Annotated in this window: 9 protein-coding genes; 4 read left to right on the top strand and 5 right to left on the bottom strand. The window is 64.3% G+C overall.

Annotated features, from left to right (window positions below; all coding sequences use genetic code 11):
• Positions 1–154: 154 nt before the first annotated feature.
• From FJ938_RS11725 to FJ938_RS11715, 3 genes are read right to left on the bottom strand one after another with little or no spacing between them, the layout of a single operon-like run.
• Positions 155–1717 carry a trimethylamine methyltransferase family protein gene (locus FJ938_RS11725; RefSeq protein ID WP_140610959.1) on the bottom strand — a complete coding sequence of 521 codons (1563 nt, stop codon included), beginning with the start codon at positions 1715–1717 and terminating at the stop codon, positions 155–157.
• A gap of 14 nt (positions 1718–1731) precedes the next feature.
• Positions 1732–4197: an FAD-dependent oxidoreductase gene (locus FJ938_RS11720; protein ID WP_140693794.1), complete on the bottom strand. Its 2466-nt coding sequence runs from the start codon at positions 4195–4197 to the stop codon at positions 1732–1734.
• Positions 4194–6650, bottom strand: a complete 2457-nt coding sequence (locus tag FJ938_RS11715; protein ID WP_140693792.1) for an FAD-dependent oxidoreductase — start codon at positions 6648–6650, stop codon at positions 4194–4196. The genes FJ938_RS11720 and FJ938_RS11715 overlap by 4 nt, the downstream gene beginning before the upstream one ends.
• Positions 6651–6771: 121 nt before the next feature.
• On the opposite strand from FJ938_RS11715, the gene FJ938_RS11710 reads away from it, so the two are divergent.
• Together FJ938_RS11710 and FJ938_RS11705 are read left to right on the top strand one after the other, a co-directional pair.
• Positions 6772–7749 carry a LysR family transcriptional regulator gene (locus FJ938_RS11710; protein WP_181169066.1) on the top strand — a complete coding sequence of 326 codons (978 nt, stop codon included), beginning with the start codon at positions 6772–6774 and terminating at the stop codon, positions 7747–7749.
• 97 nt (positions 7750–7846) lie between these two features.
• A complete protein-coding gene (locus FJ938_RS11705; RefSeq protein WP_140693787.1) occupies positions 7847–9175 on the top strand; it encodes an aspartate aminotransferase family protein in 1329 nt (442 codons plus the stop codon).
• A gap of 426 nt (positions 9176–9601) precedes the next feature.
• Here FJ938_RS11705 and FJ938_RS11700 read toward each other — a convergent pair whose 3' ends face one another.
• Entirely contained in the window at positions 9602–11011 is a 1410-nt protein-coding gene (locus tag FJ938_RS11700; RefSeq protein ID WP_140693784.1) for a mercuric reductase, read from the bottom strand.
• A gap of 113 nt (positions 11012–11124) precedes the next feature.
• On the bottom strand, positions 11125–11871 hold the full coding sequence (locus tag FJ938_RS11695; RefSeq protein ID WP_140610965.1) for a glucose 1-dehydrogenase: 747 nt from the start codon (positions 11869–11871) through the stop codon (positions 11125–11127).
• Positions 11872–11983: 112 nt separating this feature from the next.
• Here FJ938_RS11695 and FJ938_RS11690 point away from each other — a divergent pair, with 112 nt between their 5' ends.
• Both FJ938_RS11690 and FJ938_RS11685 read left to right on the top strand, forming a co-directional pair.
• Positions 11984–12874 (top strand): LysR family transcriptional regulator, encoded by an 891-nt coding sequence (locus FJ938_RS11690; protein WP_140610966.1) that lies wholly within the window; start codon positions 11984–11986, stop codon positions 12872–12874.
• Positions 12875–13136: 262 nt separating this feature from the next.
• On the top strand, positions 13137–14087 hold the full coding sequence (locus FJ938_RS11685; RefSeq protein ID WP_246671554.1) for a DUF5996 family protein: 951 nt from the start codon (positions 13137–13139) through the stop codon (positions 14085–14087).
• Positions 14088–14150 lie beyond the last annotated feature (63 nt).

Raw genomic sequence — 14150 nt, 5'->3', positions numbered from 1 at the left:
AAAAACGATGAGCCGCATAAGGTCACCCCCTCGCAGCCGCATGCTCCAGACCGAATGGCACCAGATCAGGATGACGTTTCGCCATCCTGATCTGTCTCTTCGCCAGAGCATGATCTTTCCCGAAAACCGGTTCCCACTTTTTGGGGATCATGCTCTAGAAATACGCCTGATCCGGCTCGCTGGCCTTGCGGCCGGCGATGAAAGCCTGCAGCGCCTCGTCGATGGCCGGATCGAGGCCCGGATCCTGATACTCATCAAGCAGCCGTTTCCACTGCCGGTTGGCGCGCTGGGCGGCGTCGAGGCGCCCATCCTCGTTCCATTGTTCGAAGGAGTTGTTGTCGCTGCTGGTGGACCGGTAGAAGGCCGAGAGGAAGTTGGACTGCGTGTGCGCGCTGCCGAGGAAATGCGATCCCGGTCCGACCGCTTCGATCGCCTCCATCGCCTGTGCGTTGGCCGACAGATCGATGCCCTCGAACAGGCTCGCGACCTTGCCGCAAAGATCGGCATCGATGACCGTCTTCTCGAAGCCGGTGACCAGTCCGCCTTCCAGCCAGCCGGTGGCGTGGTTGATCACATTGGCGCCGGCAAACATCGACATCAGGATCCCCCAGGTCGCTTCCTGTTCGGCCTGGGCGTCGGGAAGCTTGGATGCCGACAGTGAGCCGACAGTGTGGAACGGCACGCCGACGCGACGCGCCAGTTGCCCGCACGCCAGCACCATCTTGCCTGCTTCCGGCGTGCCGAAGGTCGGCGCACCGCTCTGCATCGAGATGGTGCTGGCAAAGCTTCCCATCAGGCAGGGCGCTCCCGGGTTGATCAGTTGCACAAGGCTGAGACTAGCGAGCGCTTCCGCCAGCACCTGCGCCAGCGTGCCGGCGACCGTGCACGGGCTCATCGCGCCAGCCAGAGTCCAGGGCGTGCAGGCTACCGGCTGGTTGTTGCGGGCATAGACCTTCAGCGAGCCGGACATGTTGGCGTCGAGCACCAGCGGCGCATTGGTGTTGGACACGTTGTAGAGCACGGCGTTGTTGGCGACGAACTCTTCGCCGAACACGATCTTGGCCATGTCGACGGCGTCCTGTGCCCGCTTCGAACCGATGAAGGCGCCCATGAACGGCCGGTCGGAATGGCGGATATGCGTGTAGAGCATATCGAGGTGGCGCTTGTTGGCCGGCAGATCGACAGGCTCGCAAACCACGCCGCCCGAATGATGCAGATGCGGGATCATCTGGTGGATCTTTACCAGGTCGCGAAAATCGCCGATCGTGGCATAGCGACGACCACGATCGAGGTCGTGGACGAAGGGCGGTCCCCAGGACGGGCACAGCACGGTATTGTCACCGCCGATCATCACCGTGTTGGCGGGGTTGCGGGCATGCTGCCTGAATTGGGAAGGTGCCGTGGCGCGGATGATCTTGCGGCACATGCCCGGTTCGAAGCGTACCCTCGTGCCCTGCACGTCGGCGCCCGCCTCACGGAAGATGTCGAGGATTTCCGGGTCGTCATGGAACTCCATGCCGATCTCCTTGAGCAGCCGGTCGGCATTCGCCTCGATCAGGCTCAGCCCTTCCTCGTCGAGGATGTTGAAGGTGCCGATCCGGCGGCTGATGTAGGGACGGCGCGGTGCCTGCTGGGCCATGCGCTGGCCCTGCCTTCCAGCCCTGCCCCCGGTTCGCGGTGCGTGAGCTTCGGTGGTGATTGTCGCGTCCGTGTTCATCTTTTTCTCCGACATCAGGCAAGCGTGAAGGCAACGGGTTGCGCGGCATGGACGCCACGCGGGCGCAGATTGCCAGGATCGTGGGGGGCTTCGCGGAGTTCCCGCGCAGCCAGTTCTTTTCCGAGGATCGAAACGCTCAGCCCTTCGGCAGAGACACCAGGGCGCAGATAGGCAAGGGCAATGGTCTTGCCAGTGCGGAAGCCGTGGGCGCCGGAGGTGACGATCCCAACCGGCCGGCCCGCCTGCAACACCGCATGGGCGTAGAAAGGCAGCCTTTCGGCGTCATCGTCGATCTCGAGAAGCACCATTGTCCAGGCGCTGTCGCCGACGCGTGCAAGCATGGCCTCGCGGCCGATGAAATCCCGCCCCTCGGTTTTGACCAGGGCATCCAACCCCGCTTCCAGCGGTGTCCGCTCCGTCGTCAGGTCGGCACCCCAGGCACGATAGCCTTTCTCCAGCCGCATCGCGTTCAGGGCGTGGATGCCGAACGGGCGCAGGTCGAAACGCCGGCCAGCCCTGGTGACCGCATCGTAGAGCTTGCCGAATTGCGCCAGCTGGACGTGAAGCTCCCATCCCAGTTCGCCGGCATAGGACACTCTGAGCGCCGCCGCCCTGATGCCGGCGACCCGGATGATCTGCGCGGAAAGCCAGGGAAATCCCGCGTTGGACAGATCGGCCTCGCTCACCGTTTCGAGCAGATCGCGGGCATGAGGGCCCATGATAGCGAGCACGCCGCGCCTTTCGGTGACATTGTCGATTGTCACATTCGCAAAGGCCGAGGCGCGGGAGCGCAGCAGGTCTTCGTCATGCCGCTCCGCCACAGCGGCGCTGGTCAGGTAGAACCAGTCATCACCGAGGCGGGTCACCGTGAATTCCGACGCGACGCCGCCCTTTGCCGTCAGCACATGAACGAGGCCGATGCGGCCCTGGCGCGCTGGCGGACGATTAGTGCCGAGCGAAGCCATGAACGCGCTCGCCCCGGAGCCGCCAACCTCGAACTTGGAAAAGGCGGACAGATCGATGGCGCCGACGCCATCGCGCACGGCGAGACATTCACCGCGCGCCGCTTCAAACCAGCCGGGCCGGCGAAAGGTCAGCGGCGGATTGCGATCGACCCCGCCGATGGCAAACCAGTTCGGCCGCTCCCAGCCATAGGCGGCGCCCAGCACCGCCCCCTGGCTTTTCTGAAGATCGAGCGCCGGCGTGGTGCGGCGCGGGCGCCCGGCTTCGCGCTCCTCATAAGGATAGTGGATGCCAAACTGCAGGCCGAACCCTTCGACCGCCCTGTCGATGCGATAGTCCCTGTCGGCATAGTTGCCAAAGCGGCGCGGGTCGATGGCGAGTGCGTCGCTGCGGGGGGCTCCATCAACGATCCAGTCGGCAAGGAAACGCCCGGCGCCGCCGCCTTCCATGACTCCCATGCTCGAGCCGGTCAGCAACCAGGCGTTATCAAGGCCGAATGCTGGACCGATCAGTGGGTTGGCATCCGGGGTGAAGGTGATGGGCCCGTTGACCACCGTCTTGATGCCGGCATTGGCAAGTGCGGGGACGCGCTCCATCGCCAGTGCGATGATATGCTCGACGCGGTCCAGGTCAGGCGGCAGCAACTCCATGCCGAATTCGGGCGGCACCCCATCGATTGCCCAGGGCTGGGCTGACTTTTCGTAAGGGCCGACGATATAGCCGTCGCGTTCCTGACGCAGATACCAGCTTTCTTCCGGATCGCGGATGATCGGCAATTCCTTGGCGCCGGCGGCAATGCGCTCGGCGATCTCGGGCACCGTGTCGGTCACGACATATTGGTGCAGCATCGGCACGACCGGCAGGTCGAGACCCATCATCGCGCCGATCTCGCGGCACCAGGTGCCGGCGGCATTCACCACATGCTCGGCCACAATGTCGCCCTGCGTCGTGCGGACGAGCCACTCGCCGGATGCCTTGCGTTCGATCGCCAGAACGGGATTGTGGCGGACGATCTCGGCGCCGCGCGAGCGCGCGCCGGCCGCCATTGCGTTGGTCGCCAGTGTCGGGTCGACATGGCCGTCATTGGGCTCGTAGATCGCCCCGATAATGCCGTCGGTCAGGCAGAGCGGATAGATCTGCTTGAGTTCTTCCGGGCTCAGGATGTGGAAATCATGGCCCACGAACCGGCCGAGCCCCTGCACATGGTGGAATTCATCCATGCGATCCCGGGAGCGGGTGATGCGCAGCGCGCCGCTGGCATGGAAGCCTGTCGGCAGCCCGGTCTCGGCGGTCAGGATTTCCCGGTAGAGCCGCACCGAATGCGCACGCATCTCCATGATCGTCGCATTGTGGGCGAAATGCGTGCAAAGGCCGGCGGCGTGCCAGGTGGAGCCGGCGGTCAATTCATGCTTCTCGACGAGGACGACGTCGTTCCAGCCGCGCTTGGCCAAGTGGTAGAGCAGGGAAACGCCCATGGCTCCACCACCGATAATGACGACACGGGCATGCTGCCTCATGAAATTGTCTCCTCGCAGCCGCGCATCCGCGCTCCAGTTGGGTCATAGGGCGGCTTGTCGAGCGCCCTCAGCATGTGGCGCGTGCCGGCCACCGCAATCTCGTAGTCGGAGGCCTGCACCTGTGCTTTCGTCTCACCCGGCTTGCAGGCAACATAGCCAAGGCAAAGGCTCAGGCCGGTTCGCGAACCAAGACCGCCCGACGTGGTCAGACCGGCAAGTTTGCCGTTCCGATAGATCGGCTCATCATGAAGCAGAAGCGGGTTGGCGCCGTCGATCGCGAAGTGCACAAGCCGGCGCCTGACGCCCTCGGCTTTCTGCGCCAGCAGCGCGTCGCGGCCGATGAAATCATTCTTCTTCCAGGAGACCGCGAAGGACAGGCCAGCCTCCAGCGGCGTGTCCTTCGGCCCGATATCGTGCCCCCAATGGCGATAGCCCTTCTCAAGGCGGCAGCCATCCAGCGCATAATGGCCGCAGAAGACGAGGCTGTGGGCGCCGCCCGCCGCGGCGATCGTGGCGAGCAGGCTTTGCGCGCATTCGACCGGCACGTAGAGCTCGAAGCCGAGTTCGCCGACGAAGCTGACGCGGGTGGCCCGGACACTGACCATGCCGATGTCGATGCGGTGCGAGGTCGAGAACGGGAAAGCGGCATCGGAAAGATCAGCGTCGGTCAGGCTTTGAAGCAGGTCGCGGGAGCGCGGCCCCATGACGCCGAGCACGGCTTCCGAAGACGTCGCGTCGAAGATCGAGACGTCGAGGCCAAGATCCTGCGCGTGGCGCCTGATCCAGGCAAGATCCTTCTGCCTTGTCGCCGCACCGGAGATCACGCGGAATGCGCGGTCGCCGTCGCGGGTCACGGTCACGTCGGCCTCGATGCCGCCCCGCGCGTTGAGCATCTGCGTATAGACGGCACGGCCTTCAACGACATCGACTTCGTTGGCGCAAAGCCTCTGCAACAAAGCCGCGGCGTCGCGGCCAACGATGTCGAGCTTGGTGAAAGGGGAGAGCTCGAACAGGCCGACGCCCTGGGCCATGCTGCCGGCTTCCGCTTTCGCAGCACTCCACCATGGCTGCGCACCGACCGAATAGCGGACCGCTCGCGCGGCCTCGTCGCGGCCGAACCAGAGCGGCCGCTCCCACCCTGTCGGCGCACCGAAAACAGCGCCGGCAGCCGCGAAAGTCTGGTGGAAGGCAGAACGCCTGACGTCGCGCCCTGCACTCGCCTGCTTGTAGGGCCAGTGCATACGGAACAGATCGGCGACCGCTTCCTCCATCCTGGCGCCGACAAAGCATCTTGACGCGGCGGACCGGTCGAAGCGGGCAATGTCGAGCGCCCACAGATCAAGGCCTGGTTCGCCGTCGACGATCCATTCGGCCATCGCCTTGCCGGCACCGGCCGAAGACATCATGCCGGTGGAGTTGAAGCCGGCGGCGACATAGAAGCCGCGCAGGTAGGGCGACTCCCCCATCAACGGCCGCGTATCGGGCGTGAAGCTCTCGGGACCGTTCATGAAGTGCCTGATGCCGGCTTGCGACAGCGCCGGCAGAAGTTTAAGCCCGGCCGACATGAACGGCTCGAACTGCTCCCAATCCTCCGGCAGTTCGAGGAATGGCCTATCGCCAGCCGGTCCGCGAACGTCGAAGATCTTGGCGTTCGGTTCGAACCCACCCAGAACCAGCTTGCCGGAATCGCCCTTGACGTAGATGCCCTCGTCGAGATCGCGCACGATAGGAAACGGATCCTGCAGGCCCGCAATCGGCTCCGTCACCACATACATGTGCTCGACGGCCTGCAGCGGCACCGGGACACCGGCAAGAGCGCCGATGTCGCGCGCCCAGGCGCCGGCGCAGTTCACCACCGTCGCGCAGTCGATGGTGGCGCCGGACGCCAGCTTGACGCCGGCGACCCTGCCGTTCTTCGTCACGAAGCCAGTGCAGACGGCCCCTTCCAGGATGCGGACGCCTGCGGCGCGTGCGCCCTTGGCATAGGCCGCGCAGATGTCGACCGGATTGGCCTGCCCATCCTCCTCGACCCACAGGGCGCCCTCGATGCCGTCCGGGACGATGCCCCGCACGCGGCCGGCAACGCCAGCGCCGTCGATCATCTCGACCGTCAGGCCACAGACATCGCCCATATGCGCGATACGCTTCAGCTCGTCCATTCGCTCCGGCCTGCGCGCGAGCCACAGGCCGCCGGTCCGCCGATATCCCGAGGCCTGGCCGGTCCGCTCCTCCAGGCGTGGAAACAGTTCGGTCGCATATTGCGCAAGCCTTGTGAGATTGAGGCCGGCGCGCAGCGGACCGACGATGCCAGCGGCATGCCAGGATGTGCCGCTGGTCAGTTGGTGACGCTCCAGCAGAACGACGTCGGTCACCCCGAGTTCGGCGAGATGATAGGCTATGCCGAGGCCAATGACGCCGCCGCCAATGATCACGATGCGTGCGCTGTCATTCACCGGGCAAATACCTTTGTTGGGATCGAACGGCGCGATCTTTTCCCGGCAAGCCTCTTGCACTCAATCGAATTTTTGCAACATTAGGAAAACTTATGAAGATATCGCGCACTGGAGTTGGCGGGTGAAGAGCGGCGGTTTCGATTTCAATCTGTTTCGATCCATCGAGGTCTTTGCGGCCGTCGTGGAAACAAGGCATGTCACCCAGGCGGCACAAATGCTGGGCATGACGCAGTCCGCCGCTTCGCAGCACCTGAAGAACCTCGAGACCGCGCTTGGCGTCAGCCTGATCGACCGCAATCTGCGCCCGATCGAACTGACCAAGGCAGGCATCGCATTGCATCGCCGCGCCATTGCCATCCTGGCCGAGGTGGAGGGGCTGCGCACCGACGCGCGGCGGGTCAATGCCGCGCCGCTGCCGCTGCTGCGTGTCGCGCTTCTGGCCTCGATCGCGACGACGTTGGCCCCGGCACTTTCCGTGCTGGCTCGAAACACTTTCGGCATTCCCGAACTCAGTCTCTTCGCCGGCCTGGCGACCGATCATGTCGCGCTGTTGCGGGCCCGACGCGCCGACCTTGCCGTCACCTCTGGCGAGCTTTTCGAGATCGAGGGGCTAACGCGTTATCCAATCATGACGGAGAAGTTTCTGCTGGTAACGCCGAAGGGCTTCGCCGGCGATGTCGGCGACATCGTCAAGCTCTCCAAGAAGCTGGCCTTCGTGCGGTTTTCCAGGGAAACGCCGGTCGGCCTGCGGGTCGACCAGCATCTGAGCCGGCTGCGCATCGAAATCCCGCGCACCATGGAAGGCGACCGTTCGAGCGTGGTCATGGCGCCTGTCGCCGCCGGGATGGGCTTTGCGATCCTGACACCGACCCTGCTCATCGACGGGCTGGCGGAAGGCATGGAGATTGATGTGCACGCTTTGCCGTTCACCGGGCTGTCGCGCAACATCCTGCTGGTGGCGCGGGAACGCGAACTGGGCAACCTGCCGGAAGCCTTCGCCACGCGCACCGCCGAGGTGCTGACGAATGCGATCCGTACGCGCCTGCCTGGCCTTCCTCCCGATTGCTATGTGGTCGACCGCCCCGCATTGCACGACTAATCGGCCCCATAATTTAAACTGATGGATATGTTTGGCGGTTCACACATCCCTCATTCAGTGCTCAATCCCTGTCGGGTTCCCAACACAGGAGACGGGCATGAATGCTCCTCACGCTCATTCGAATCTGGAGATTGACTGGTCGAGCGAGGCGATCGTCGACCGGCGAAACCGCTTCTATGCGGCATCGCAGCGCAAGTTCGTTCCTTACAAGGACCCGCTGATCATCAAGCGCGGCAAGGGCCAGTATGTCTGGGATGACAAGGACCGCAAATACATCGACCTGCTCGGCATGAACCTCTGCATTTCTGTCGGCCATGCGCACCCGCAGGTGGTGAAGGCCACCACCGAGCAGCTCGCCGAACTCACACATTGCACGACGATGTTCTATCACCCGGTTCCCGCCCAATATGCCGAGGAACTGGTGGCGACGATGCCAGCGGGCCATGATTGGGTGGTGCATTTCACCAACAGCGGCGCCGAGGCGATCGACCTTGCCTTGCTGATGGCCCGCAGCCACACCGGCAACATCGATATGCTCGCACTTGCCTCAAGCTATCATGGCGCCACCTTCGGAGCGCAATCGCTGACGGGAATATCGGGATTTCGCCATCCCGTCCCACAGCTCGGCGGGGTGACCTTCGTGGCCGAGCCCAACCAGTATCGCGGTATCCACGGCGAAGGCGTCGAGCCCTATTTGAACGAGGTCGAGCGGGCCATAGCCAGTTCGACCAGCGGCAGGTTGGCTGGCATGATCATCGAGCCGGTACAAGGCTATGGCGGCATCGTGCCGATGCCCCACGGCTACATTTCCGGCGCGTTCGAGCGCGTGCGCGCGGCCGGTGGTCTTTGCATCATTGACGAGGTGCAATCGGGCGTCGCACGCACTGGCGATGCCTTCTGGGCATTCGAGTCGCACGGCGTCATTCCCGATATCGTCGTTGTCGCCAAAGGCGTCGGCAATGGCATCCCGCTTGGCGCCGTCATCGCCAAACGAGACGTCGCCGAATCCATGGCGGACAAGTTTCTTTTCCATACTTACGGCGCCAATCCCGTCGCCTGTGCCGCCGGGCGCGCGGTTCTCAAGGTGATCCGCGAAGAGCGCTTGCAAGAGAATGCGCGAACGGTCGGCGCCGCACTGAAGACGAGGCTGCAGGAGCTCAAGAACCATTCTCGCCTGATCGGCGACATCAGGGGGGAAGGTCTCATGCTTGCCATCGAGTTGGTGAAGGATCAGACGACGAAGGAACCCGCACCCGAGGCCACACTCGCGATCTTCGAAGAAAGCCGGCGCAACGGCCTCGTGGCGAGCCGATCCGGACCTTATAGAAGCGTCATCAGGATGTGCCCGCCGCTTTGCCTGTCGATGGCGGACGTGGACGATGTGATGGAGCGATTTGTCAGGAGCTTCCAGAGCATCACGGCTTGATGATCAACCGTTCGCCGTCGTCCGGCGGGATGAGAACGCACGCTCCCTCCGTGTTCCAGCCTGTCGCGCGAGGCACCAAGACCAAGCCCTGTCATCGGCATTATCCTTACGGAACACCGTGCGGGCCGCTGACGAGGAGCGCCGAGGCATGTCCAAGAGCGATCAGGACTTCCTGATGGAAAATGCGACGAAGCGGCGATGAGCAAGCCCTACGCTCCATTCTGCGAGAAGGTCAGGATACTCGGCGGCGCCAACAGATAGCGCCCCGGAAACGATCTCCACAGGGCGAAGAGGCCTGCCTCGGCTCCAGCCGGGGCGGGCCAGCATTGACGTGGTGGACTTCGGATGGGCAATGCCAGGGCCGAGGGGAGGCAGCGCCACATCGAGAATTGCACGAAGGCGGATCCCGACTATGGCGCGGCGTCCTCATTCGACATGTTGCCCGGACCTCGGCGGCACATTGGCCAGCAGCGGCCCAAGTCCCTCGGCGATCGTCAGGTGCGTGATGGCGGCGTCGCGCAGCTTCGGATAGGGCAGGTTCGCCAGCATCGCCGTCTGCACCGTCGCCAGAACCTCGCCGGCCTCGGAGCCGATCATCGTGAAGCCGAGAATGCGGTCGTCGTCGCCGCCAACGACCACCTTCATGAACCCCTGCGTTTCGTCCGTCGCCTCGGTGCGCAGCACAGCGCTCATCGGCAGCCTAGCGACGCGCACGATGACGCCCTGGCGTTGCGCCTCGCCCTCGCTCAGGCCGATGCGGGCGAGCGGCGGATCGGTAAACATGGTGTAGGGCACCAGCCGGTCGCGCGTGCTGCGGTGTCCGCCGGCCAGATTATCCCTGATGATACGGAAGTCGTCGACCGATATATGCGTGAACTGCGGACTGCCGGCGCATTCGCCGAGCGCCCAGACATCGGGTGCGGCCGTCTCCAGCCGTTCGTTGACACGGATAAAGCCACGGGCGTCCAGCATGACGCCGGCCTCGTCGAGGCCTATGCCGGTGGTGTTCGGGATGCGACCGGCGGCAACGAGCAGATGGCTGCCCTCGATTGTCCGCTCGCCCGAAGCGGTGCGCACCTTCACGCTGACCTCTTCGCCGGAGCGGCCGCGCACCGCAAGAGGTTCGGCGCCAACATGGAACTCGATGCCCTCGCCCTCGAGAAGCCGTTGCATCTCCTCGGCGATGTCGCGGTCCTCGCGGCCGACAAGCTGAGGTCCGGCTTCGATCACAGTCACCCGGCTGCCGAAGCGTCGATAGGCCTGCGCCATTTCCAGCCCGACATAACCGCCGCCGAGCACGATGAGATGCGGCGGCAAGGCGTCCAGCTCAAGGGCACCGATATGGGTGAGCGGCTGGGCTTCCTCGATTCCGGGAATGCTGGGGATCGCCGCATGCGTACCGACATTGATGACGACCTTGTCGCCACTGAGCAGGCGCATGCCGCCTTCGTTCAGCGCAACTTCGATCGTCTTCGGGCCGACGAAGCGCCCGCTGCCCATGATCAGTTCCGCGCCGCTGGTCTTGTAGGCATCGAGATGAAAGGCGATCTCGCGCTCGACCATCTCCTGCTTGCGCCGGCGGACCTTGGCCATGTCGGTCGAGACGGGACCGGTCGACGTGCCGAACTGGGCGGCGTTGCGGGAGAGGTGCGCGACGCGGGCGCTCCACACCTCGTTCTTGCTGGGCAGGCAGGCGACGGCGGGACAGGAGCCGCCGACCCAGCGGCGTTCGACGACCGCGACGCGCTGGCCGGATCGGCCAAGATGCCAGGCAAGCGCCTTGCCGCCCTGGCCGCTGCCGAGGATCAGGAAATCATAATGTTCTGGTTGGGACATGAGCTTTCTCCGCTGCATTCCGGAAAGGATAATGGCACATCCGACGGCAAGCGGACGAGTCCGCTCGCCTGCCGCCGCTCTTCGCGCTAGATGCCGGCTCGCCAGGCAAGCCGTCAGCGCTGCCCGCCGGAGGCGGTGATGCGTTCGCCCGTCAGCCAGGCGGACTGGTCGGAGGCGAGGAACACGGCCACGCGTGCGATGTCGTCCGGCTGTCCAAGCCGTCCCATCGGCAATGTCGCGCCGATGGTCCTGGCGGTCTCGCCCTCAATGCCCGCGACCGCCAGGCCTTCGGTTTCCGTGATGCCCGGGGCGATCGCGTTGACGCGGATCTTGCGGCCGGCGAGTTCGTTGGCGAGCGCCTTGGTGACGGTGTCCACCGCACTCTTGGAGGCCGAATAGACGACCGAATTCGGTACTGGGTTGGCACTCGAAATCGTACTGAGATTGATCACGCTGCCGCCATGGCCGTCAAAAGCCCTTGCCGCTTCCTGCGTCATCAGGATCGTGCTCAGCACGTTGGTATCGAATTGGCGATGAAATTCCGCTTCCGTCACCTCCTCCAGCGGCCCGAAACGGTATACGCCGGCATTGTTGACGAGGATGCTGGGCGTACCGAAGGTGGCCTTCGTCTCGGCGAAGAGCCGCTTCACGTCGGCGCCCTTGCTGACATCGGCCTGGATCGCAACGGCCTTGCCGTCGTCGCGCAGGATGTCGCCAACCACCCTGTCCGCGTCTTCCTTGCTCGAGCCGTAGTTGACCACCACCGCGGCGCCCGCCTTTGCGAATTGCCGGGCGATTGCCGCGCCGATCCCTTTCGAGGCGCCGGTGACGATCGCTACCTTGCCTTTCAACTCATCCATGATCTTTCTCCTTCCTGTGAACCGCCGCCAATCGGCGCGTTGGTCAGGAGATAAATCATGCATCAGGCAGCGAGTAGCGCCGCTCGCATCATATGATATATACGTGTCCAGTATGAATGATCGGCTTCAGCAACTTGCGATTTTCGTCCGCACGGTCGAGACTGGAAGCTTTTCCAAAGTGGCCCGCGAGTTCGCGTTGTCACAGCCTTCCGTCTCGCGCACGGTGGCGGCGCTCGAGGAGCGGCTCGGCGTCAAGCTGCTGACGCGGACTACGCGCCAGCTCTCTCTCACCGATGCAGGCGAAGCGCTGCTTTCCAGGGCGCGCGAGGCGCTTGCGGGCGTCGAGGAAGCGGAAAACGCCGCGCGCGGCGCGGACAGGCTGTCCGGCGTTCTGCGTGTGGCGCTGCCGGCGACCTTCGGCGCCAGGCAGATCGTGCCGCTTTTGCCTGGTTTCCTCGATCGGCATCCCCAGCTCAAGATCGATCTCATGATGTCCGACCGCTACGAGAACCTCGTTGCCGAGGGCGCCGACATGGCGCTTCGTCTCGGCAATCAGCCGGATTCCAGCTTCGTGGCGCGCAAGCTTGCCACCGCCCGTCGCCTCTTCGTCGCTTCGCCCGACTACCTTGCGCGCCGTGGCACGCCGAGGACCCTTGCCGACCTTGCTCAGCATCATCTCGTCGGCGGCCCGGGCGACGGCGGCGAGCAGAATTGGACGGCCCATCGCGATGGGGTGATCGAGGTCCACCCGGTCGATCCGCGGGTGCGGACCCGTTCGGCGACAGGCGCAGTTGCCTCCGCGAGCGCCGGCCTCGGCATCGCGATCGCCTCGGCATGGATGTGCGCCGAAGAACTCGCCTCCGCGAGATTGGTGGAGGTCCTGGCCGATTATCGGCTCGAGCCTACAACCGCATATGTGGTCTTCCCGGCAGGGCGGCGCCCTTCGCAGAAAGCGCGTGCATTCAGCGATTACCTCGAGCAGGTGCTGGTGGCCGAACGGTAATCGAACCGCTCGCTGAGACCACATTGCTGTGCCAGTCAAGCCGGAGAGATGCGAACACGTGCATTGCTCCCCGACCAACGAGGCCAATGCGGCACCATGGTTCTGGGTGGCGATCGCCTTGTGCCGGGCTGGCCAATCGTCGGGCGGTCCCCATATAGTGCCTCCATCGTAGCTTGCGGTTAGCGGGCGTGGCGGGCAGATGGATTATCTTCCGACGGGAGACGCACGCGCCCGTCCGGAGCCTCAACGAAGGGAGAAGACCTTGTCGTCTGCCGATGATCTGGAACGCTGGCCGGACCTGCCTTACGCAGCCTGGAAGGACACTTACGAGACCCTCCACTTATGGACCCAGATCGTCGGCAAGATCCGCTTGATGCGCGAGCCCTGGCTGAACCATTCCTGGCATGTGCCGCTTTACGTGACCGCTCGCGGCTTGACGACCTCGCCGATCTCCATGGGTGGGCGAGCATTTCAGATCGATTTCGATTTCATAGACCATCTGCTGTGGCTGAGGACGAGCGAGGGTCACATCCGGCAAATCATGCTCGCACCCAAAACCGTGGCGGAGTTCTATGGCGAAGTAACGCTCGCGCTGGACGAACTCGGGCTCGCCACGCCGATCTTCACCCAACCGTCCGAGATCGCCGACGGCATCCCGTTCGATCAGGACCGTGTTCATGCCGCTTACGATCGCGACTATGCCAACCGCTTCTGGCGCATCCTGCTTTCGACGCACGCGGTCTTTTCGCGATTTCGCACGGGATTCCTGGGCAAAGTCAGTCCCGTGCATTTCTTCTGGGGCGGTTTCGACCTCGCGGTCACGCGCTTTTCGGGCAGGCGGGCACCGCTGCATCCCGGCAGCGTGCCCGGCCTGCCGGACACGGTGGCCCGCGAAGCATATTCGCACGAGGTGTGCAGCGCCGGGTTTTGGCCGGGTGGCGGCCCGATCGACTACCTAACCTTCTATTCCTATGCCTATCCGGCGCCGGAAGGCTATGCATCGGCTGCTGTCCAGCCACCACAGGCGTTCTTTTCCAAGGAGTTCGGTGAATTCCTCCTGCCCTACGATGCCGTGCGCCGGGCGCGGGATCCGGAAGCCACGCTCATGTTGTTTCTGCAGAGCACCTACGAGGTGGCGGCCGACCTCGGCAAATGGGATCGCGACGCACTGGAATGCTCCGTCGGCGTGCCCTGTCGGCCGCGCCCGCTGTAGATTGGTGGCGGCCATGCCTTGCGCAATCACGCGTCCAGGCACCGCCGCCAGGGGCGACCGACA

The organism is Mesorhizobium sp. B2-4-14 (assembly GCF_006442155.1).
Taxonomy (GTDB): domain Bacteria; phylum Pseudomonadota; class Alphaproteobacteria; order Rhizobiales; family Rhizobiaceae; genus Mesorhizobium.
Note: the sequence above shows the minus strand (reverse complement) of the source record. Positions and strands in the feature narration are given on the sequence as shown.